Origin of the sequence: Paenibacillus taichungensis, assembly GCF_047302525.1 — a bacterium.
Lineage (GTDB): Bacteria > Bacillota > Bacilli > Paenibacillales > Paenibacillaceae > Paenibacillus > Paenibacillus taichungensis_B.
Map to the genome: position 1 here is coordinate 6,189,231 of NZ_CP168020.1, position 20,748 is coordinate 6,209,978.

The window sequence follows — 20,748 nt, forward strand, 5'->3', positions numbered from 1 at the left end:
AGCAGATTATAACGTAATCTATTGAAAACGTGTTATTAATATAGTTAAATGATTCTAAGACCGTTATTAAAGGAGATATGATGGAGAACAGTGCCGCACATTTAACCAGACGGAAGCCGAAGAAACCGAAGAAGAGATGGAAGAAACCTTTGATTATCATCCTGAGTACTTTGATTGTGCTGGGGGGACTCGGATTTATCTATCAAAAGCAACTCGTTGTGTTTGCATTTAACCTGTTTGCTTCGGAAACCGTAAAGGAAACGCTCGATGAATCCTTCAAGCCAGTTGGCGATAAGGATGCACCCGTTGTAGAACATACCGATCCATTCTCGCTGTTGTTGCTAGGAATTGACCAACGGGATAACGAACCAAGCCGTTCGGATACCATGATCTATTCTGTTGTGCGTCCAGAAGAAAATAAAGTGTTGCTCCTGTCGATTCCACGTGACTCCTACACCGATATTATCGGCCGGGATGTGAAGTCGAAGATTAATTCAGCCTATGCGCATGGTGAAGCCAAGATGGCGATGGATACCGTAGAGCATTTGTTGGAAAACAAAGTCGATTTCTATGCCGCGATTAATTTTAACGGACTCAAGAATATTGTTGATGCGGTTGGCGGTGTTGAATTGCCGATTAAGAAAAATATTGAGAACAAATTGAAAATCCATGAGAAGCTGTTTGTTGAAGCGAACAAACCGATCTACAGCGGCGAAGAAGCGCTGGGCTATGTGCGTTACCGGGAAGATTCCGATTTCAATCGGACGATGCGGCACCGTCTTTTCCTGAGTGCCTTCATGAATCGTGCGCTTGAGGTCAAAAACCTGACCAAGATCCCGGACGTTATCCAAATCGCTGGATCGAATTTTACAACCAACATGAACTCGGATTTCATCGTGAAATTTGCCGAGTCTCTATATATGAAAGACAGCACACCAACAATCAGCAATTACATGCTGAAGGGTGAAGGCGCAACGCGGAGCGGCACATGGTACTATGATTTGTCAGAGAGTGATCTGCAATATGTGCGAACCCTGCTCGCGAACTGGCTAGACCCGGATACCACTGAAATTATGGAGCCGGAGACGGCGGATACGAAAGATCCGGCGTAAGCAAGTATCTGAGGCTCAGTAAGATGACCAAAAGTTGTATACGTGTGCAGAATGACTATATCAATGAATGAGAGTCCAGGAAGCTGATGCTTCCCGGGCTTTTTGTTATGTAAGCATTTTGCAAAAATCCCGTAACGACTTCCAATCCGCAGAGAATGGTCGAAATGATTCTATTCCTTAAACCCCATTTTATGGCATACATATAGTAAAATATAGGGAATGAATTCAACATCAACCAACGGAGGAAGCTCATGAAAGAGTTCAAGGATCGGCTTCACCAGGTTCAGGAGCAGCAGAAGCAGCTGGTAAAGGAGTACAATGCGCTGCTCCAGGAGTATCAATCCGATGATCTGATCGTGCAGAATGAACAGCTGCGAGCGCAATATGAAGCGAATCAACTCAAGCTGCAACAGCTTGAAATACGCACACGCAAGATGGAAGAAGAGAATGCCCGTCTTCGCATGGCTCTGTCCGAACAGATGCTGGATGAAAAATTGAATCTCATTCGTGTATCCCAGGAGAAGATGGAGACCTATTTTCGGGGAAAGACGAGTGTACATAATGATCGGCTCGCGGCACATGAACACCGTGCCAAAGTGAATTTGAATGCCATATTCAACAGGGCTTCAGAGGAACTTCAGGGCGACGCCAATGAGATTAAAGAGAGAATTGCTCATCTGGCTGCTGAGGTGCAGGAACGAATTGAGCTGCACAGACAGGCCCTGTGGGAGAGAGAAGAGGCGCTACGCGGGCAGATGCAACAAGGATACGAGCATATGGCGGAGGAAGGCTTAAGCGAAGAGACCATTCAGCGGCGCATTCGCCAGAACCGGATGGAGATGAAGATTGGCCTAAGCTGGATCAACAAGGTCGCTATCCTGCTCATTATTCTTGGCGTTGGAGCGGCTTTTCGCTACTCATACGCGACCTGGTTCAACGATGAGATGAAAGGCGGCGCTTTTTTCCTGCTTGGTGTGCTCATGCTTGCCGGGGGTGAATGGCTGTTCCGGTGCAAGCGTCAGACGTTCGCGATGGGGCTGCTGGGAGGTGGGATTTCCGTTCTGTTTGGCTCGATCTTCTACAGTTACTTTTTACTGCATATTATCGGGTTATATACGGGACTTGCCTTGTCGGTGTTGGTTTCGGCCATATCCGTGCTGCTATCGTTGAGGTATCAGTCCAGGACCATCTGCTCACTTGGTTTGGTTGGAGGGTATCTACCGTTAATCTCCTACATGGCCTATTTCGGCCTTCAAGGTTCGGCTGTGTATGTTGCCATGATCTATCTGTTGCTCTTAAACGGAATTATTGTTTTGATTTCATTTGGTAAACGGTGGCCGATTGTGCATTATATCAGTTTTCTGTTCAACACACCGTCCATGCTCATCCTATTATGGCTCTCACCAAGTGAGAAGATCGGCATGGTGTATTCCATTGTGACATTTGCATTATATCTCGGCATTACACTGGCGTATCCCTTCAAACATCGGGTGAAGTTAACCTGGTGGGACTTCACGCTGCTGGCCATGAATACGAGCATCAGCTGCCTGATGTTGTATGTACTGTTTGATGCGGCGGGCTGGAATGATGCACAGGGCTTGCTTGCTCTGATTTTCGCTCTGGTCTATTTCGGGCTCGCCCGGTTTGTCCAGCAGAGGATGCCTCAGGAAAAGCAGACCCTTCTATTGTTCTACGTGACTTCCCTGACCTTTGCCATTCTGATTATACCGTTCCAATTCGGTGCAAAGTGGCTGTCCATGGGGTGGCTGATCGAAGGGGTTCTGCTGGTTACGCTAGGACATCTGAAGCGGTTCAAATTGGTGGAGCGTGCCGGATGGGGAATTGTGCTTCTGTGCATGTTCACCTTTGTGTATTATGACGTGCTGGTGCTGTTCATCATGGGGGAGCAATCCTATTTCTTGCTAAAATACTCCTGCATCACGCTGGGTGCGCTGCTTATTACGTTCTATTACGCCTTGGATCGCAACGGCTCCCTATCCGGGGAGAAGTATCATTATAGCCAGACAGAGCTTGGCTTTCTGAATGCATTCAAGTACATCACACTCGCCAATCTGTGGTTATACGTGCTGTATGAATCAAATGAATTGTATATGAAAGCAGTCGATGACTCATTCCTGTTATACCTGTTCTACAAATGGCTGATGTTCGCTGCGCTGACCATTGCCATGGCCTATGGATTGAGTAAAGTGAAGTTGCTGCGTGATCGGATCGTGCAGGTTTATATTGTCTTCCTGCATGCGGTGGGCTGTTGTATTGCACTAGCAGTAACGTTATCCATGCCGGCACTTCAGCCGGATGTTCAGCAGCATACAGCGGCTGAAGTCGTAGGCTTACTTGTGTTAATCATCTTTAATGTGGGTGTGTTCTTTGCAGGAAGGGATCTGCTGATCGCGGCAATCCGCGGGCAGTTCAAGAGCATTGAATGGTATCCGGTTATCGCAGGGGTCTATCTGCTGGGTGTCATCACCGTGTTCCTGACGATTCAGTTTCATTGGGGAGATGTAGGGCTGTTGTTCAGCCTAATCTATCTGCTGCTTGCGATCCTGTACATCGCCTACGGATTCCGCAGAAAATATGTGATGATTCGGCGCCTCGGTCTGGGCCTGACGTTGTTTTCCACCGGGAAAATGGTGTTCTATGATGTGGGATTGCTTACATCTGGCAGCAAGTTCATTGCCTATTTCAGCTTTGGCGTACTGCTGCTTGGTATTTCCTATCTGTATCAAAAGGTGTCGAGCCGGATGGAGGAAATACAGGCTGGAGAGACCGAACAGTCTAATGAATCCGAACTGCCGGAGGATAAAAAGAACCAATTTTAGGAAAGTGGACGCAACATTCACAATCTTTTGGGGAGGGAACAACATGGGATTTGATCTGAGTATCATGTTATGGCAACTGTTATGGATTGCTGGCTCTGTAACTCTTATTGTGTATGGGTGGAGGAAACTTGGTATCAGGAAAAAGCGGCGCTGAGGGCAGGAAATGCCGCAGCAACATCACTTTTGACAAAAGTCATTATCGGATGAACTGAGCGGTATCCATATCATAAATATGCATTAAAATGAGGCTCGTGAGCGCTGGTTTTTAGCGTCCAGGGGCCTTATTCTGATGAATGGATTAAGATATGTATCCTCATTCAGGATGGCATGACCCAGCATAAGATGACATTCGTGAAACGTTTTTTCTGTTGATCACGTTATAATAGAGTATACTTACGGCTGGGTATTCAGTTGCAACCATGATGTTTCGGTTACGGGTATGCCTTTCAATGATTCTCCGCGATCATCATTGATGCGGGAGAGTACTGTTAATGTAATGGACAGGGTGAAGGCGAGCAGCACATATATAAAAATGTTTTTTTTGTTCATGATGAGGGACCTCTCTTGTTGATTGGGCTAGGGCATGGATACGACTGTTATGAGAAAAAAAGCACAGCGTCTGGTATAGTAGAGAAAAGCATAAAACGATGCCTGTATACACTATATAAATTATTATGGATGCAAACAATGGAACAAATCTGATGAATTTATCATTATTTATGAACGGAACGCTCATAGAGATAGAGTGATATTTGAAGGTGGGAGAATAACATGCGGGAGACGGCAAAAATCGTCATTCGTACGCCAGGGCAGGAAAGTGATGGTTCGTTCGCTTATGTCAGCCAGGGGCGTTCCATTACAGTGGGGCGTTATACGGGTGGAGATGAATTGGACTTGTCTGTCTACAATCAGTTGATATCGAAGCGGCATTGCCGCATTCATTATGATTTGCAGCAGCAACTTTGGATTGAGGACCTGGATAGCAAAAATGGAACGGAATTGAACGGGCAGCGCCTCGTTCCTTATGAGAAATACCCGTTTGCCGAAGGAGACAGCCTGACGCTAGTCAACGGCTTGATTCAGCTTCGCGTAGAAGGGGATCTCGAAGAAACGAGAGAATATCGAATATCTGACCTCCTGGGCGAGGGCGTGCGTTTACAGGATCACCTGCAAACCGTGCAGATTGGAGAAGTGGAGATTCCACTGTCTAAGAAGGAGTACCAACTGTTCAAGCTGCTGTACAGCCAGTTGGATCACTTTGTCACACGGGAGCAGATTGTCGGCCAGGTGTGGCCGGAGCGAAGCATGCTGGAGAGCGAGCCAGTGGGTATTGACGAGATTAACTCGCTGATCTACCGGACGAATCGCAAGCTGGGAGTACATTTTACAATCAAATCGGTTTACAAAAAGGGTGTATACATGAAGTCCCATGTGCCGGACTGAATGCGTGGAATGAGCAGCGGGATGGAATGAGATTAAGCCAAAATAGAATAAGAAGAAGGAAGCTTCTGCCAGGTTTTTTAGACCTGGGGAAGCTTCTTTTGTTATGATGAAGGTGCAATTACCGCCTCTTAATTAAAAATCCAAAGGGTTGAGGTTATGTTCATATTTCAATTTATACCATGGCTGATTGCTGTGGTGACACTTATATCGGTAGTATCCATCGTGCTGGTCAGTTGGAAAAATGGAATCTCACCGATGCCGACTTCCAGCCTTGTCAGACAGACAGTCATTCAGGAGGTCAACCGCATTCCCGGTTACGGCGACGTTATTGAAGCGGGCTCTGGATGGGGAACGCTGGCACTGGACGTGGTGAGGCATTGCCCAGGCAAACGGCTAACGGGTATTGAAAATTCAATTGTTCCCTTATGGACCTCCCAACTCATTGCTTTTCTAAGTGTCCGTTTACGGCGAGCAAAGGGAAAGCGCCACTCTCTGGAGGGGCGGCTGCGATTTATCCGTGGAAACATCTATACCAGTTCATATGAACATGCAGATTGCGTGATCTGTTATTTATTTCCCGGAGCAATGAATCGGCTCGTCGACAAATTCAATCGGGAGCTGCCTCCGGGAGCAAAGGTGATTAGCGTCTGTTTTGCATTGCCAGGCAAGATACCGCTACGGACAATTACATGTCGGGATACGCTACGGACCAAGGTATATGTATATACGTTTTGAGCGCTAACAAACCTACCGCATCTTAAAAGGCGGAAAATCAAGGAATGCAGCATTTAATGAACATCAGCAACGTTATTCCTTCATCAAATGGGGTCAGAACCTACAAAATTAACCCAATCGATGAAATAACATCTCTGTGATTCTTTAGATCTCAGACTTGGGCAAATGGGAGCGGATAGCTTGTGCGAGGTTCTTTAGAACAAAATAACAATAACAAGGGATGTCCCCCGTCATAATCATGACTTATGGGACATCCCTTTGTTTTTAGTCGTTTATTTGTTGGCTTTTATGGCCTGAATCTTAACTTACTTCGCAGTATCCGTAGTGTCCGTTGTACCTGTGGTGTCGGTTGTTGTGCCCGATGTACCGGATTGCGTTCTGTTTCTACCGCCTCCGAATCCGCCTTGGCCACGGCCTCCGCCTGGACCACCCATACCTGAATTCGCAGTAGTTACACCAGATTCATTCACCCAAGTTACATTGCTTGTGGATTGGAAGGCAACCACTTTGGTTCCGCCACTATACGTTCCGTCTGTATAGAGTCCATCCACTGCTTTACCAGTCGATGTTCCGCCGGAATAGATCACATAAGAACCATCTTTTTTCAGATCCGGGGAGCTGACAACCACCGTTTGATAATCTTTCGCTGGAGCAAAGGTTAGGATATTGTTGCCTTCGCTGTCTTCCACGTGTACCAGTGTTCCTGCTTTTTGCGTTTCAGGGAACGTCATGGCAATGGTATTTTGAGTCGATGCTTCAGATGTTGCCTGAGCCATGCCGGAGCTTCCCGCAGCGATCAGATATCCGCCGCTCAATTCGAAGTTACCGTCATAATCCAGTGCTCCGTTGCCGCTGTCTGTAGGGCCGTTCACAATGACGGTTCCGTCTGTCATATAGATGGAGCCATTCGAATCCAGTCCATCGCCACCTGCATTTACGGTGAGGGAACCGCCGTTGATATGGAGCTCACTGTTGCTGGCGGATTCACCCGGCATACCACCTGGAGCGCCGCCTTGTGGGCGAGTATTGCTGTTCGCGTCTGTACTTTGATTGGATTGATCCGTAGTTGATGTTGTGCCAGTCGTCTCTGTAACAGAAATGTCGAAGACTGCAGTTGTATCGGTATCGGCTGCTTGAGTGCTGTCATCTGCAGTGGTTGCAGCATCCGCATCAGTTGCAGTTATTTCACCGGAAGCATTCACGCCATCATCTGATGCAGTCACATCCACATCCCCATCGTTCATAGTGATGATTGCACCTTCAAGACCTTCATAGCTCTTGGCAATGGTGATCGTTCCGCCGTTAATGGTAAGCGCCTGATCTGCATGAATACCGTCATCACCGGATTCAATGCTGAACTTGCCGTCATTGACGGTCACATTGTTGTTGCTGTGCAGGGAATCATCCATGGAATCGATCGTATACGTACCGCCATTGACGGTAAGATCTGCTCCTGCTTTAAGTGCTTTGGCACTCGTTGTTTCTTCTTCTGCCGCCGTTGTGCTTGTGTCTGCATCTGCATTGGAATCAGCAGGTGCTGTTGCATTTGTAGAGCTGGATGGTGCTGCGCCTGTTGCGTTCGTTCCATTATTGCTCGGCATATCAGCAGGTGGTTCCCCATCCGGTGGTGTGCCCATATCAGTTGGAGGTGTACCGCCACCACCGCCGCCAAATGGTCCTTCTTCTACTTTTTCTGGTGCATTGGCACTGCCGCCTCCGGTTACGATGTCAAATGTGCCGCCATCCGTAACCAATGCGGTTTCCGCTTGAATGCCGTCGCTGCCGCTCTGGATGTTGAATGTGCCTCCAGCAATGGCAACGAAGCCTTTGGTCGTATCTGTATCGTTTGTGGATTTGATGCCGTCACCTTCTGAATCAATGGTAATGGTTCCTGCTTGAATCGCCACCATATCTTTACCTTTGATGCCGTCATCGGCGGATTTGACGTTAATTGTTCCACTAACGATTTTCAGATCATCCTTGCTCGTAATACCTTCATTGTAGTTACCTGTAACCGTCAGCTTGCCTGTACCATTGAACGTCAGGTCTGCCTTGCTGAAGATGGCTGCATCCGGCTCATCCGTTGTATCGTCGGCGTATACGTATTTTTTGCCATCGGAGACGGCATTCTCGGTTCCTTCCTCCAGCGTAATGATGGCTTTGCCCGCTTTCTGGATATAGATGGCTGCACTATCGTTGTCATTGATTGTTGCCCCGTTTAATACGAGATGTACGGTGCCCTTATCAGCAACATTAACTACAATCTGTCCATCAGTAAGCTTGCCGCTAAGTACATAGGTACCCGCTGCGGAGATGGTTACCGATCCGTTTGCTGCTTTTGCACCCGATCCTGTGATGGAAGCGGTCGTACCGTTCAGCTTAATCGTTGTGGAGTCTGTTGCACTCCAGCTAACGTTGGTATCGTCTGCATCCAGAGTGACCAGATCGGCATACTTCACCGAGGTTTGTTCACTGACGGATACGGTTTTGGTTGTTCCTGTCGTTGACACTGCGGCATTTGCGGTGCTGCTGGTTGCTGCCGGAGCACTGCATGCTGTAACCATTGCTGTAATCATCGCGACGGACCACAGTTTGCTGCCAGTTATGATTTTCTTTTTCATATTATATCGTTCCCTTCGAATTTTAATATTCAGTGGTTGTTGGACTCATGGTTAAGGAGATATCCAGATTACCGTTTCGGGTACGGATCATGTCGAGGAATTCTTTTTGATTGACACTTTCATGAATGGTGACGTTGTAGACCAGCTCGTACAGACTGCCAAGCTCGGTTGTTCTGATTTTTTTGAGCTCATGCACGACATTAAATTTGTGGAATACTTCGTCCAGTGCTTCTTCGTAACTCAGATTCTCGGGAATGGTCACTTTCAATGTTTTTTGCTGGTTTTTCTTCGCTCCGAAGTTGAAGCGGCTCAGGACAAACATCAGTACACACAGGATAATGGTGAACATTACGGCATAACCGAATGCGCCTACACCACAGGCAAGACCGGAAGCCATGGTAAACAGAACATAAGCAATGTCTTTCGGGTCACCAGGCGCACTTCTGAATCGGATGATGGAGAAGGCACCGGCGAGGCTGAATGCACGGGCGATGTTGCTGCCGATCAGAAGAATGATGATGGCTACGATGACTGGCAAGACGACCATGGTTAGTGTAAAGCTTTGGGAATATGTGCTCTGATTTGTCTTCATGTACGTCAGGCTGATGATGACCCCCATGATGATGGCAAGTCCGATCGTTAGAATCGCATTACTAAAAGTTAGGGTGGTGTCTGTTAAAGCTGAGCTGAAAATGGAATCAAGCATATACTACACGCTCTCTTTCTGTGATTGTTTTGTCTTGTTCTATGGATGGGTTGAAATCTGTACCCGGCAGCAATTCTCGTTCAGTCTGGTAGTTCAGGTTGGTTGTTCTGGCCAGATGTCTGTACTCATTGCCGTATTTCGAGAATCCGGTGCGATATAGGCCGTGTTCGGATAACAGTTGAGAGAGCCACATCGGAACGGTTTTCTCGGCTTTGACTTCCATCAGCCAGCGTCCGTCTTTCACCAGAGGTTCACCGTAATCTCCTTGCTCTAGCTTCAGATCGTATCTGCGACTGCGGATGTTGGTATCAAAGGTGATGCGGAGATCGCGGCTGTTCTTGTCGAACAACGCCTTGCGTTCATACGCCAGATATACTTTTGGTTCCAGATCGTACAGCCGGAGGAAATACTTGATCTCTTCGACGACCTGTTTGTTCATATAATCGGCGAGATCAGGCGCCTTGCCTGTCTGAACGAATTCATAGGCTTCATCCAGCTTCAGGGCAGTTCGGCGTTTGTTCACCAGGCCAAATACTTTCTTTTTGATCTCCAGATATACCTTCGCATTCTCTTCAGGAACTCCGTATGCCCGCAGTCTCAGCTTCTCCTTGTATTTGGGTTTGGAGAGACTGGCGCGGATCAGGGAATCCTGCGGAGTGTCGAAGTACAGGTTGCTGATCGAGTAAAACTCGTGTTTCTTGTTATAGGCATCCAGCTCCATATACTTCAGCAAGTCGGTGTAGAAGTTCTCGTATTGCTCATCTGTCAGGAGGTACTTGCTCTCATATCGGTTGAATACTTCAATTGCCATTGGGTTCAGTCCTTTCATCCATGTTTTGTATGTTTTGTTTCATCGTGTATTGCTTCCATGTCTGTATCTTAGAGCGCCAACCTTGAATGAATCTTAAATGATTTTACATTCCGTTGATCTTTTTTTACCTTCCTTTAATAGTCCGCGAAAAAAGTGAAATTAAGATTGATTCAAGGTTCGGTTGCTACAATCGTTGGTATAATAGATTGACATATATCGAAACCAATTCATGCAGAGGAATGAAGAACCGATGAGAATACTAATTGCGGAAGATGAGGTTCATTTGGCGGAAGCCGTATCGCAAATATTGAAAAAACACAATTACTCTGTAGACATGGTGCATGACGGGAGATCGGGTCTGGATTATGCGCTAAGCGGAATCTATGATCTGTTGCTGCTGGACATCATGATGCCGGAAATGGACGGGATTACCGTGCTGAAGAAACTACGCAGCGAAGGCAATCATACGCCTGTCATTCTGCTCACAGCCAAAGGAGAAATATCAGACAAAGTTACCGGGCTGGATTATGGAGCCGATGATTATATAGCAAAGCCCTTTGCCACGGAGGAATTGCTCGCACGGATTCGGGCAGCCCTGAGAAGGAAGGGAGAAGTCGTTCCAGAGGATGGACTGAAGTTCGGTGACATCGAACTGAACACAACGCAGCTGAAGCTGAGTGTTCAAGGCAAGGAGATCAAGCTGAATCTGAAGGAAAATGAACTGCTGGAACTGCTGATCACGCGCAAACAGGCCATTACTTCCAAAGAGCAGATTATTGAGAAGTTGTGGGGTTTCGATTCGGAAGTGGAGTATAACAATGTGGAGGTGTACATCTCGTTTTTACGCAAAAAATTAACCTTCCTGAACTCCGCGGTCCGCATTAATACGATTCGGGGTGTGGGGTACGTACTTGAGGTGACGTCCTGATGTTCAAGAAACTCAGAAACCGATTTCTGATCGTGAACCTGGTATCCATCTCGATTATGATGCTGGTTGCCTTTGCTACGATCTACATCATTACGTATCAGAATGTGCAGCGGGAAACTAACATGGAGCTGTTCAAAGTGTCGGATTTCTATCATAGTCCGTACAATTCATCCAAAAAGCCACGTACAGACGAGGGGAATTCGGGGAATCCGCCATCCGACGCTCAAGGAAATGGGGCACCTGGGGGAGATCCCAATTCGCCTCCCGCACGTTCTGTCTCGTTCATGATCAAGACGGATAGCGAATGGAAGCTCACGGAGACCCATTCCAAATTTGATATGGAAGATACGTTCTACCCCGAGGCGCTGCAAAAAGTCGATAAAGTCGACAATGTGGACCGGAAGACCGGACAGTTTACGCTGGATGGAACAAACTGGGCCTATGTGATTGACCCGAGTAGCGAAGGGCACATGATTGTTTTCATTGATGTGACGGCCCAACAGGGGATCCTTACGAATCTGATTTATACATTTGCCATCGTAGGTTTGATCATGCTGATCGTCATCTACTTCCTGAGCCGCTATTTCGCCAATCGTTCCATTACCCCGGTCAAGGAAGCCTTCGAGAAGCAAAAGCAATTCATAGCGGATGCTTCCCACGAGTTGAAAACGCCACTGGCGATCATTAATACCAACACGGATGTGCTTCTCGCGAACCGGGAGGATACAATTGAAAATCAGGCCAAATGGCTGCATTACATCAAGTCGGAGACGGAACGCATGTCGGGACTGACGAATGATTTGTTATATCTGACTCAAATTGACGATTCGCGATCCTCGATGATTCATGCCAAGTTCAATATGAGCGATGCGGTGGAGACGATCATTTTGACGATGGAAGCGGTGATTTTCGAGAAAAATATATCCTTGGACTACAGCATTGAACCGCAGCTCATGGTCCATGGCAACAGCGAACAGATTAAGCAAGTCATTCTGATCCTGCTTGATAATGCCGTGAAATACTCCAGAGCCAAAGGCTCGGTCAACGTATCTTTGAAGAAACAGAACAATGACGTCGTGCTGGCGGTTTCCAACACGGGAGAAGGCATTGCGGCTGAACATCTGGACCGGATCTTCGATCGATTCTACCGTACCGATGCTTCCAGAGCACGCAAACATGGTGGACACGGACTCGGTCTTGCGATTGCCCGTTCTATTGTGGAACAGCACAAAGGAGAGATATACGCTCGGAGTGTGGTAGGAGAAGGAGCGACATTCTACGTGCGTTTATCCTAGGGATAAGGAATAAGACATGTCTGTTCTGGGTTAACCTATGCTACAATGGCAACAGAACGAATGAATCAAGGAGCTGACTTTAACGTGACTGAAGCAAATTCAATTAACGAACAGGAAATGAAGGCATATATTGCAAAGAAGACGAAGGCGAGTGAAGCGAATATCGCTCTTGTCCTGAAGCACGAGCAGGCGTACATTAACAAAGCGCATGAAAATGCCAAAGGCGACGTGGATATCGACGGTGACGATCTGGCCGACTACATTCTGAGCCGCAAAGATGTGAAGCTGGATGAGCTGACCGTTGAAGGCATTCTGGATGCTGAAATGGACTACTTGATGGAAAAAGGGCTCGCTGGCTACGTGGATTAAATTTAAATCAATCTATTTAAAAAATGACCTCAGCCTCCACTTTATTGTGGAATTTGAGGTCATTTTGGATTGTACATTCGGAATCACCTTTTAAACCGCCAGCCCTGTTGGGCTAGCCCCATTCTTCTTATTGACCCATCATACCGCCATCGACAGTATAGAGCGAAGCAGTGACATAAGATGCTTCTTCGGACAACAGGAAGTTCATGATGGCTGCGACTTCTTCCGGTTCACCATAGCGGCCCATCGGAATGCTGGATACGGTAGCGGATTGATAATCCTCCACATTACCGGAGTTGGCCTCGATTTGGCGCATCATGCGGGTATTAATGGTGCCTGGCAATACCGCGTTGACCCGAATACCATGGGGCGCGAGTTCATTCGCTGCTGTGCGGGTGAGGCCAATCACGGCATGTTTGGACATAATATATGGAGATACGGCTGGAGCACCCATCAGACCTGCAAGGGAAGAGGTATTCAGAATCGCGCCTGATTTTTGTTTTTTCATGACAGGGATAACGTTCTGCAAACCAAGGAATACCCCGCGCACATTGACGTTATATACGAGGTCGAGGGCTTCAACGCTCAGATCTTCGATCAGTCCGGTTGGACCTTCAATGCCGGCATTATTGGCGAAATAATCGATACGACCAAACGTATCAAGTGCTTGCTGCACATAGTTTTTCACATCGGCTTCCTGAGATACGTTTGCTTTCACCGCAATGACGTGCTCCTTGTCGAGTTTCAGATCCGTAATGGTTTGCTGAATGGCTTCTTCGTTGAGGTCGACCAGCACCAGATTAATTTTGCGTTCGGCAAGGCGACGTGCCAATTCTTTACCAATGCCACCGGCTGCTCCTGTAATAACGGCTGTTTGGGTATATGATGTACTCATCATTTATTCGCTCCTTATAAAATGAAATCAGGTGAACTGTGAGTGAACATTCAACCTGTGGTCTATCGTTCCTATCTCAATGTTAAGATATACATAGAAATGTGACAATCATCATTGACAGCGCATATGTCAGCTATCGGACAGAGATGTAAGCGGTGTTCATTTAGGTTACAATAATGGACAGAGGAGGTGGAAATGTTGATTATCGAACACCCTCAGGATCGGAGAGCACGAAGAACGCAGGATGCCATCATTGCTGCGGCAGTTTCTTTGATATTGGAAAAGGGAGCTGAAGCCGTCACGATTCGTGACATTACGGAGCGGGCGGATTATAACCGGGGAACGTTCTATTTACATTTTCCCGGCAAACCCGAGCTATTGCAATTTATTCTGGATGATTTCATGCAGGGCGTGGGACAAGCTTATGCATCACCTTATGCGAAGTTAAAAGAAGTGGATATGACAGCATTGCTGCCATCAACGATGCCTGTATTTGAATATATTGAAGCGCATCAAGACATCTTTCGAGCTTTGATGACGATGCATGGGGATATGGGAACCAGACTCTGCAACATGTTCAGAACATATTTAACCGAAGATTTTGTATTGGTGACCGAAGACAGCGACTACACCATTAATTACGACATCATGCTAAGTTACCTGGTATCTGCGACCGTTGGTGTGATTATGCATTGGGCGGAGATTGGTTTCAAGTATTCATCCCACTATATGGGAGAACAGCTGACCGCGCTAATTAATATCAAACCGACCCGTCTCCTGATTGAACCAGGGCAGAAGGGCCGGACCATTCATGAACGCATGCTTCAGGACTAAATAGCGTGCTCGGTTCTCTTATTCCCAGGGATAACTAACGGTGAGGAAGTCGGCGAATTTCTTGCTTTCTTCCCGCCGTTGTTTCCGCATGGCCGCCCGAGCTGGAGCGGTCTCGTATAATTTCTTCTCTTCCTCCGTCTCTGGAATGATGCGAGGAACAATGAGTTTACGGTTATTTTCATCCAAAGCGACAAAGGTAAGGAATGCGGTAGCCGCGATTTTCTTCTCCCCCGTCTTGAGATCCTCACGGATCACCTTCACAAAAATCTCCATCGAACTTCGTCCTGTCCAGGAAACAAACGATTCCAGTGTCACCGAATCTGTCGGATTAATCGGATACAGAAAATCGACTGAGTCGGTTGAGGCCGTAACGGTGTTCACCCGGCACAGCTTGGAAGCAGTGATGGATGCAATATCATCAATATAGGACATCAGCTTCCCACCAAATAATGTGTTGTGATTATTCACGTCTGTCGGGAACACTCTAGACGTCTTGAAACAACGTGTTTCACGCATGTACTTTTTCTCCACCTGATCCAATTCCGTAGGCTTCGGTATCTCTCTCATATTTCTTCCTCCTGACAGTATGGCTGATGGACTCTGCAAGATATGCCGCGCCCATCGTCTCTATATGTTAGTTCTAGTATAGGTGTCGGTCACATCCCTATTCAAGTGAAGCATAATTCAAAAAAACCGCCAGGCGCGGACCGGCGCGCTGGCGGTTTGATGCTGTATATTAAGCCTTGGCTTTGAAAATGCCAGACGGTCCGCCAACAGGCAGGAACGTGTAGCCAAAATGAGCATTCAGTACGGAAGCACCTGTGCCGTACAACGACACGATTCCGATTCCCATTTCAGCATAAGCTGCGATGGTATGGAAGATATGAGGAGCTACGCCGAAAGCGTCAAAGGTCAGGCCAAGGAACAGGAAGTCAATGAGAATGAAAATGATGAGCAATACTTTGTTGGCTTCCACGGCACCCAGCGTCATGAACAGGGTGAACACGAGGTATCCGGCAAAAGCAAATCCGAGCTGCTTGCCATCTGCCTGTTCCGCAAGAGTGGAGCCAAACACGCCCATTTTGATCAGCCAGTTGGCACCCATTGCGAACCAGAAGAATGCGTATGCGCCGAAGGCAGTTGTACCAAAGGTATTGTTGCGTTTGGAATCTTGAATGCAAGCGAACAGCTGCGCAAAGGCACCGAGGAAAATCGCCCAAGGAATGGCGTAGCTAAGGCCGTCTGTAATGCCAAGCTTTTGGGAGGAAGCGACCAGAGTGACGATGGCCAACCCAAATAATCCCATCGCGCTGGGATCGGCGTTTATGATTTTGACTTTAGTCTGTGAATCGGTTTGCATGGTGTTGATGAGCCTCCAAATAATCAAATCAGGATGATCCGTTCGAACTGAACCGTCCTCTATACTTCGTATTTCGTATCCGCCTGGTCCGGACACACACATCGCCCTATTGTACCTGAATGTATTTCGTATGAAAAGGGATTTTATTACCTTTTGGAGCATTATCCGCTCCCTTGTGAGGCTTGTGTTAGAGATCAAGAACGAAGAGATCGGTTTTTTGGTGGAGAAAAACGGAAAATTATATGTTCATTCATTAAAGTGAACTAACGAAGAAGCACCTCTTTATCAATATAGGGTTACCCCTTTGGTAAGCCTGTAGATAGAGAGGTGCTTTTTTGTTTTTTTAACATACACAATAATGACACAACTGTTTGATTATGAAGTTAGTGGGGTAAATTTGCTCGTGAAATTGTAATCCAACCTTCAATTAGGCGTTGCAGAGCCATTTTCAGATCGTCTTCTAGGGATGACTTTAGAGACTTTCAAAAATTGGAGAAGGATACAAAACATCCATGCCAACTATGCCATATGTTAATCCAACTATAGATTGACAGGAAAACCTAAAATGTAACACAAGAAATAAGGAGGGATCAGACGCGATGGTTATGAGTTTGGAATTGAAAAATCAAATAGAGAAAGCCAGACATAACCTTCATATGTTGGTAGAGCATAACGAGGGTAGATTTGGACATCCCGAGGTGCTTCAGCAGTCCATGGTACTGGATGAATTGATCAATGAGTATAATCGAATGCACTTAAGCAAGCCGAGGGCTTGATGGATATAGATGGTTTTTTTGCATGCACACATGATAATAGCTGGAATAGGCAGCAGGAAGAACGAATGCTGTATCATTCCAGTTCAATCATGAGCGCATGTTTTTTTGTTTACTCCTCAATGCAACAGCCGCTTGGCTTCCAGATACAGTACCTGAACGAACTTTTTGGTGTTAATGCGAGTCTGAGACAAGGAGGGCTCCACATTGTTTTGCAGTTCCAGCATTTTCTTGCGAATCTCCGTAAAGTCAAAGAACTTCGACGCGTAATTCTCGAACTTCGGATGTGTGTAATCCGTGAGTCCAAGCGATACGACATGGCTTAATGTCTGGAAAATTGCACGGCGAACGCGCTGCTCAGATGCCTTGATCTCTTTCGTTATTTCCGCTAAAGAGGCATCGGAACCCAGTTTGCGTGTGGCTACATTCTGGAAGATATCCTTAAGTGACGGGAACGTGTAAGGAGAGAGCTTATGTTCCTCCGTTTCAATCTGCTCCAGGTATTCCAGCATGTCCAGCAGATCTCTGCTGCCGGCTTCTCCGATCATGCCCATCTCGGATAGCAGAAAATGTCCTGCTGTCGTAATCGTTTTGTCGGGAGTCGGTGTTGAAGCACGATCGGAAGATTGCAGCCTGGACAGTCCTTGCAGCGTACGCTGAATATCTGCAATGGATTGCTGCATGCGCAGACGTTCGTCCACCAGACGCAGAACAGACAGGATCTCCAGCCGATTAATCGGCTTCGTAATATAATATTCGATGCCAAGCGAATAGGCTTCTCCGATCATATTTTTCGACTCAATCTGGGAGATCATCACGATCTTGCCATCGAACCTTCCTTCAAGTGCACGTATCGTCTGAATCCCGTCTCGCTGGGGCATGAGCAGATCAATCAGCAGTACATCCACCTTATGCAGCTCCAATAGTTCAGCATGAATATGAGCTCCATCTTCGGCTTCTCCCACAATCTCTCCGAGCCCCTCATCTTCTATAATATCCATCAGCATGGATCGAACCCCGGGATCATCATCTACAATAAAATAACGCATTTCAGTGTCCTCCTTTCTGATTAAGTTTACTCCTATATATTCCGTCCTCTGTATCTATAAATGATCTTTCCCTGCTATTAATGTTCCCTATTATCATACTTGGTTGTATATCCCGATGTGAAGACCCGTGGACCAATATGTCAGATAAAGTGACAGAGAATGGATAAACGTTGCTTATTTATAAAAAATTTAAATGTTTCCGTGTAGGTATTTGTCGATTTCCGTAGATGTCCCTGTAGTATAGGTAACATCCGAAAATGTGGATTCTGAGATGTGCAGAATGGTACAAACGATGCTCTTAACCTATCGTACTCCAGCAGAAAAGGGTTCGTCTGAGACGATAGAACTGTATGCCTTATTAAGTAGTATGAGAATATTTCGCTCAGTCATACAGCTGGGGAACGCTTTTTAACGAACCATCAACGAAAAGGGGCATTGCCAATGGAGCAAACAATACAAGATATTATTGCAGTTTTCAATGATTTTCTGTGGTCCAAGCTGTTAATCATCTTGTTGGTCGTATGTGGTTTGTATTTTACGACCAAGACCCGGTTCATGCAATTCCGCATGATTGGGGATATGGTGAAAGTGCTCAAGGAGCCGAAAAGTAAGGAGCCCGGCAAAATTTCGCCGTTTCAGGCATTCTGTATCAGTATGGCAGCCCGCGTGGGAACCGGGAATATTACCGGTATTGCACTGGCAATCGCACTGGGGGGACCAGGGGCTGTATTCTGGATGTGGGTTATCGCGATTTTTGGTTCGGCTTCGAGTTTTGTGGAGAGTACGCTTGCCCAAATTTATAAAATCAAGGATAAGGGCGGATTCCGCGGGGGTCCAGCTTATTATATGGAGCGTGGCCTTGGGAAACGCTGGATGGGGATATTGTTCGCAATTCTCATCACGTTGTCGTTCGGTTTGGTCTTTAATGCTGTGCAGTCCAACACGATCACAGTCGCCTTCAAAAATTCATTCGGCATCGATCGGTTGACTGTAGGTATTATTATGGCCGTTGTGTTTGCAGCAATTATTATGGGTGGTGTTAAACGGATTGCCAAGGCGTCCGAATATATCGTTGTTGTACTTGCTGTGCTATACATTGGCGTGGCTGCATTTGTTGTTCTGGCGAACATCACACAGCTTCCGGCCATGATTGCGCTGATTGTAAAAAATGCCTTCGGCATTGAACAGGTTGCCGGTGGTACACTGGGAGCCGCACTGATGAATGGTGTCAAACGTGGTTTGTTCTCCAATGAGGCGGGTATGGGTAGTGCGCCGAATGCTGCGGCTACGGCGGATACAACACATCCGGTCAAACAAGGGCTTATTCAGGCGTTTGGCGTGTTGACGGATACCTTGATCATTTGTACAAGTACGGCTATGATTATTTTGTTATCAGGCGTGTACAAGGGTTCCAATCTGGGTGGAATTGAATTAACTCAAGCGGCATTAAGTGTGCATATTGGTTCATGGGCGTCCGGATTTTTGGCAGTCATGGTGTTCCTGTTTGCTTTTAGTACGCTCATCGGGAATTATTACTACGGGGAAACCAATATTGAGTTTATCAAATCCAATAAAGGTTGGCTGTGGGTATACCGTGTCTGTGTCATCGCGATGGTGCTGTTCGGTGCCGTTGCCAAGGTACAGTTGGTATGGGATTTGGCCGACCTGTTCATGGGGCTGATGGTTGTGGTGAATCTGATTGCCATCCTGATGCTGTCCAAGGTGACATTCGATGCGCTGAAAGATTACAAGAAACAAAAGGCCGAAGGACGTGACCCGATCTTTACTCGGGACCGTATTCACATTCCGGGCGAAGTGGAATGCTGGGAGTCGGAGGCCGAGGTAGTAGGAACAAAATGAAGTGAAGTTGCTAAATAACGAAGAAATAACGGATACAAATACAACAAGAGATCCACATACACCACGATAAAAAGACAAATGAAACAGGACTTAGAATTTCCGTCACGGGGACGGGGATTCCAAGTCCTGTTTATTACATATAAGTAGTTAATGTTCAGTATATCTGGTGGAATGGGTAACCATCCTATCGGGAGATGTACCTGCCCTTAATCGTTCACAGAGTAACTGATGAGTTGTTCAGACAGAGCTTTCATGCGTTCTCCGGCTTCATTCAGCTTCTCGATGACATCCGTAAAGGAGGATACGAGCGTGGCTTGCTCCTGAGAAGAAGCTGCAATCTGGGATACTTCGACTTCCATCTGTTTAATAACCTGTTGTACATCTTTTAAGCTGATATCAATATCGCTGGTAGCCTGTTTGGCATCGACAGAAAGTTTGCGCACTTCCGTTGCGACCACACCAAAGCCTGCTCCGGCTTCACCTACACGCGCAGCTTCGATAGCGGCATTAAGCCCAAGCAAGTTGGTCTGTTCCGAGATTTCACGAATGAACCCGGCAACCTTGTTGATTTGAGACGAATTCTTTACCGCCAGGCGTGTATTCTCCAGAATCTGTTCGCTGGTGGCCTGCAATTCCTCCGCATGAGCGGCAACGTGCTGGACCATTTCAACCAGGTTTCCATTAATCGTTTGGTTTTCTTGTATAATAGCTTCAAGTTGATTCTGGTTCGATTGATCATACGATACGCAGAAAATAGCAACGACCTGATGATTGTCATCAAAGATCGGTATATTAAGGACATCCAGCTCGATACCGTAGTATTCTGCCGGCAGGTGGGTCAGAGAGGCTTCGTTTCCGTTCGTGAGAGCGGTGAAGTTCTTATATCCATCCAAAAGAGGATCGCCTTCGTTGAATCCAAGATTAAACTTATCGGTAGAGACAGAATACAATACTTTCTCGTGATCATACACCGTTAGACTGGCTGGTTCTCTAAGAATCAGACGGATATAAGGCATTACTTTCAAAAGAGCATCTACAACGTTCATGGTAAGTCGAACCATCCTTTCATTATTTGAATTCTAAATTAGCAGTTGTAACTATGCTTGTTGCTTTATCT

The 20,748-nt window shown here is 46.6% G+C and carries 19 protein-coding genes; 10 read left to right on the plus strand and 9 right to left on the minus strand.

The window, feature by feature from the left end; genetic code table 11:
• Window positions 1–77 precede the first annotated feature (77 nt).
• The gene (locus ACDJ58_RS28190; RefSeq protein ID WP_413374051.1) at window positions 78–1,112 is read left to right on the plus strand and encodes an LCP family protein; all 1,035 of its coding nucleotides are present in this window, start codon (window positions 78–80) and stop codon (window positions 1,110–1,112) included.
• Window positions 1,113–1,363: 251 nt separating this feature from the next.
• Window positions 1,364–3,952 carry a DUF2339 domain-containing protein gene (locus tag ACDJ58_RS28195; protein ID WP_413374052.1) on the plus strand — a complete coding sequence of 863 codons (2,589 nt, stop codon included), beginning with the start codon at window positions 1,364–1,366 and terminating at the stop codon, window positions 3,950–3,952.
• A 393-nt stretch (window positions 3,953–4,345) separates the two neighbouring features.
• Here ACDJ58_RS28195 and ACDJ58_RS28200 read toward each other — a convergent pair whose 3' ends face one another.
• Window positions 4,346–4,501: a hypothetical protein gene (locus tag ACDJ58_RS28200; RefSeq protein ID WP_181586560.1), complete on the minus strand. Its 156-nt coding sequence runs from the start codon at window positions 4,499–4,501 to the stop codon at window positions 4,346–4,348.
• A gap of 222 nt (window positions 4,502–4,723) precedes the next feature.
• Between ACDJ58_RS28200 and ACDJ58_RS28205 the strand changes: the two genes are divergently transcribed.
• Both ACDJ58_RS28205 and ACDJ58_RS28210 read left to right on the plus strand, forming a co-directional pair.
• Window positions 4,724–5,395, plus strand: a complete 672-nt coding sequence (locus ACDJ58_RS28205; protein ID WP_413374053.1) for an FHA domain-containing protein — start codon at window positions 4,724–4,726, stop codon at window positions 5,393–5,395.
• 156 nt (window positions 5,396–5,551) lie between these two features.
• Window positions 5,552–6,130: a class I SAM-dependent methyltransferase gene (locus ACDJ58_RS28210; protein WP_413374054.1), complete on the plus strand. Its 579-nt coding sequence runs from the start codon at window positions 5,552–5,554 to the stop codon at window positions 6,128–6,130.
• Window positions 6,131–6,435: 305 nt separating this feature from the next.
• Here ACDJ58_RS28210 and ACDJ58_RS28215 read toward each other — a convergent pair whose 3' ends face one another.
• From ACDJ58_RS28215 to ACDJ58_RS28225, 3 genes are read right to left on the minus strand one after another with little or no spacing between them, the layout of a single operon-like run.
• Window positions 6,436–8,751, minus strand: coding sequence for a carbohydrate-binding domain-containing protein (locus tag ACDJ58_RS28215; RefSeq protein ID WP_413374055.1), 2,316 nt, complete (start codon window positions 8,749–8,751; stop codon window positions 6,436–6,438).
• A 22-nt stretch (window positions 8,752–8,773) separates the two neighbouring features.
• Window positions 8,774–9,457: a DUF4956 domain-containing protein gene (locus tag ACDJ58_RS28220; RefSeq protein WP_413374056.1), complete on the minus strand. Its 684-nt coding sequence runs from the start codon at window positions 9,455–9,457 to the stop codon at window positions 8,774–8,776.
• Entirely contained in the window at window positions 9,450–10,268 is an 819-nt protein-coding gene (locus ACDJ58_RS28225) for a polyphosphate polymerase domain-containing protein (RefSeq protein ID WP_413374057.1), read from the minus strand. The genes ACDJ58_RS28220 and ACDJ58_RS28225 overlap by 8 nt, the downstream gene beginning before the upstream one ends.
• Window positions 10,269–10,518: 250 nt before the next feature.
• Here ACDJ58_RS28225 and ACDJ58_RS28230 point away from each other — a divergent pair, with 250 nt between their 5' ends.
• From ACDJ58_RS28230 to ACDJ58_RS28240, 3 genes are read left to right on the plus strand one after another with little or no spacing between them, the layout of a single operon-like run.
• Window positions 10,519–11,196, plus strand: coding sequence for a response regulator transcription factor (locus tag ACDJ58_RS28230; protein WP_053782593.1), 678 nt, complete (start codon window positions 10,519–10,521; stop codon window positions 11,194–11,196).
• On the plus strand, window positions 11,196–12,491 hold the full coding sequence (locus ACDJ58_RS28235) for a sensor histidine kinase (RefSeq protein ID WP_413374058.1): 1,296 nt from the start codon (window positions 11,196–11,198) through the stop codon (window positions 12,489–12,491). The genes ACDJ58_RS28230 and ACDJ58_RS28235 overlap by 1 nt, the downstream gene beginning before the upstream one ends.
• Before the next feature lie 60 nt (window positions 12,492–12,551).
• On the plus strand, window positions 12,552–12,860 hold the full coding sequence (locus ACDJ58_RS28240; RefSeq protein ID WP_413379861.1) for a hypothetical protein: 309 nt from the start codon (window positions 12,552–12,554) through the stop codon (window positions 12,858–12,860).
• Window positions 12,861–12,987: 127 nt separating this feature from the next.
• Here the strand turns inward: ACDJ58_RS28240 and ACDJ58_RS28245 are convergent, their stop codons facing one another.
• Window positions 12,988–13,755, minus strand: a complete 768-nt coding sequence (locus ACDJ58_RS28245; protein ID WP_053782595.1) for an SDR family NAD(P)-dependent oxidoreductase — start codon at window positions 13,753–13,755, stop codon at window positions 12,988–12,990.
• Between the two features lie 195 nt (window positions 13,756–13,950).
• Between ACDJ58_RS28245 and ACDJ58_RS28250 the strand changes: the two genes are divergently transcribed.
• Window positions 13,951–14,589, plus strand: coding sequence for a TetR/AcrR family transcriptional regulator (locus ACDJ58_RS28250; protein ID WP_053782596.1), 639 nt, complete (start codon window positions 13,951–13,953; stop codon window positions 14,587–14,589).
• 18 nt (window positions 14,590–14,607) lie between these two features.
• On the opposite strand, the gene ACDJ58_RS28255 is transcribed toward ACDJ58_RS28250, so the two are convergent.
• Together ACDJ58_RS28255 and ACDJ58_RS28260 are read right to left on the minus strand one after the other, a co-directional pair.
• Complete coding sequence (locus ACDJ58_RS28255) at window positions 14,608–15,156, minus strand: acyl-CoA thioesterase (RefSeq protein ID WP_407944564.1); 549 nt, start codon at window positions 15,154–15,156, stop codon at window positions 14,608–14,610.
• A gap of 169 nt (window positions 15,157–15,325) precedes the next feature.
• Window positions 15,326–15,949 (minus strand): acetate uptake transporter, encoded by a 624-nt coding sequence (locus tag ACDJ58_RS28260; protein WP_024629763.1) that lies wholly within the window; start codon window positions 15,947–15,949, stop codon window positions 15,326–15,328.
• A gap of 599 nt (window positions 15,950–16,548) precedes the next feature.
• On the opposite strand from ACDJ58_RS28260, the gene ACDJ58_RS28265 reads away from it, so the two are divergent.
• Entirely contained in the window at window positions 16,549–16,725 is a 177-nt protein-coding gene (locus ACDJ58_RS28265; protein WP_413374059.1) for an aspartyl-phosphate phosphatase Spo0E family protein, read from the plus strand.
• Between the two features lie 116 nt (window positions 16,726–16,841).
• On the opposite strand, the gene ACDJ58_RS28270 is transcribed toward ACDJ58_RS28265, so the two are convergent.
• Window positions 16,842–17,771: a response regulator gene (locus ACDJ58_RS28270; RefSeq protein WP_413374060.1), complete on the minus strand. Its 930-nt coding sequence runs from the start codon at window positions 17,769–17,771 to the stop codon at window positions 16,842–16,844.
• 441 nt (window positions 17,772–18,212) lie between these two features.
• On the opposite strand from ACDJ58_RS28270, the gene ACDJ58_RS28275 reads away from it, so the two are divergent.
• Window positions 18,213–19,631, plus strand: coding sequence for an alanine/glycine:cation symporter family protein (locus ACDJ58_RS28275; RefSeq protein WP_413374061.1), 1,419 nt, complete (start codon window positions 18,213–18,215; stop codon window positions 19,629–19,631).
• Window positions 19,632–19,837: 206 nt separating this feature from the next.
• Here the strand turns inward: ACDJ58_RS28275 and ACDJ58_RS28280 are convergent, their stop codons facing one another.
• Window positions 19,838–20,692, minus strand: coding sequence for a methyl-accepting chemotaxis protein (locus ACDJ58_RS28280; protein WP_413374062.1), 855 nt, complete (start codon window positions 20,690–20,692; stop codon window positions 19,838–19,840).
• Between the last annotated feature and the right edge of the window lie 56 nt (window positions 20,693–20,748).

Excerpts from the sequence above, each read along its gene's own strand:
- ACDJ58_RS28190 (WP_413374051.1), top strand. The coding sequence starts at position 78 with ATGATGGAGAACAGTGCCGCACATTTAACCAGACGGAAGCCGAAGAAA.
- ACDJ58_RS28195 (WP_413374052.1), top strand. The coding sequence starts at position 1,364 with ATGAAAGAGTTCAAGGATCGGCTTCACCAGGTTCAGGAGCAGCAGAAG.
- ACDJ58_RS28200 (WP_181586560.1), bottom strand. The coding sequence starts at position 4,501 with ATGAACAAAAAAAACATTTTTATATATGTGCTGCTCGCCTTCACCCTG.
- ACDJ58_RS28205 (WP_413374053.1), top strand. The coding sequence starts at position 4,724 with ATGCGGGAGACGGCAAAAATCGTCATTCGTACGCCAGGGCAGGAAAGT.
- ACDJ58_RS28210 (WP_413374054.1), top strand. The coding sequence starts at position 5,552 with ATGTTCATATTTCAATTTATACCATGGCTGATTGCTGTGGTGACACTT.
- ACDJ58_RS28215 (WP_413374055.1), bottom strand. The coding sequence starts at position 8,751 with ATGAAAAAGAAAATCATAACTGGCAGCAAACTGTGGTCCGTCGCGATG.
- ACDJ58_RS28220 (WP_413374056.1), bottom strand. The coding sequence starts at position 9,457 with ATGCTTGATTCCATTTTCAGCTCAGCTTTAACAGACACCACCCTAACT.
- ACDJ58_RS28225 (WP_413374057.1), bottom strand. The coding sequence starts at position 10,268 with ATGGCAATTGAAGTATTCAACCGATATGAGAGCAAGTACCTCCTGACA.
- ACDJ58_RS28230 (WP_053782593.1), top strand. The coding sequence starts at position 10,519 with ATGAGAATACTAATTGCGGAAGATGAGGTTCATTTGGCGGAAGCCGTA.
- ACDJ58_RS28235 (WP_413374058.1), top strand. The coding sequence starts at position 11,196 with ATGTTCAAGAAACTCAGAAACCGATTTCTGATCGTGAACCTGGTATCC.
- ACDJ58_RS28240 (WP_413379861.1), top strand. The coding sequence starts at position 12,552 with ATGAATCAAGGAGCTGACTTTAACGTGACTGAAGCAAATTCAATTAAC.
- ACDJ58_RS28245 (WP_053782595.1), bottom strand. The coding sequence starts at position 13,755 with ATGAGTACATCATATACCCAAACAGCCGTTATTACAGGAGCAGCCGGT.
- ACDJ58_RS28250 (WP_053782596.1), top strand. The coding sequence starts at position 13,951 with ATGTTGATTATCGAACACCCTCAGGATCGGAGAGCACGAAGAACGCAG.
- ACDJ58_RS28255 (WP_407944564.1), bottom strand. The coding sequence starts at position 15,156 with ATGAGAGAGATACCGAAGCCTACGGAATTGGATCAGGTGGAGAAAAAG.
- ACDJ58_RS28260 (WP_024629763.1), bottom strand. The coding sequence starts at position 15,949 with ATGCAAACCGATTCACAGACTAAAGTCAAAATCATAAACGCCGATCCC.
- ACDJ58_RS28265 (WP_413374059.1), top strand. The coding sequence starts at position 16,549 with ATGGTTATGAGTTTGGAATTGAAAAATCAAATAGAGAAAGCCAGACAT.
- ACDJ58_RS28270 (WP_413374060.1), bottom strand. The coding sequence starts at position 17,771 with ATGCGTTATTTTATTGTAGATGATGATCCCGGGGTTCGATCCATGCTG.
- ACDJ58_RS28275 (WP_413374061.1), top strand. The coding sequence starts at position 18,213 with ATGGAGCAAACAATACAAGATATTATTGCAGTTTTCAATGATTTTCTG.
- ACDJ58_RS28280 (WP_413374062.1), bottom strand. The coding sequence starts at position 20,692 with ATGGTTCGACTTACCATGAACGTTGTAGATGCTCTTTTGAAAGTAATG.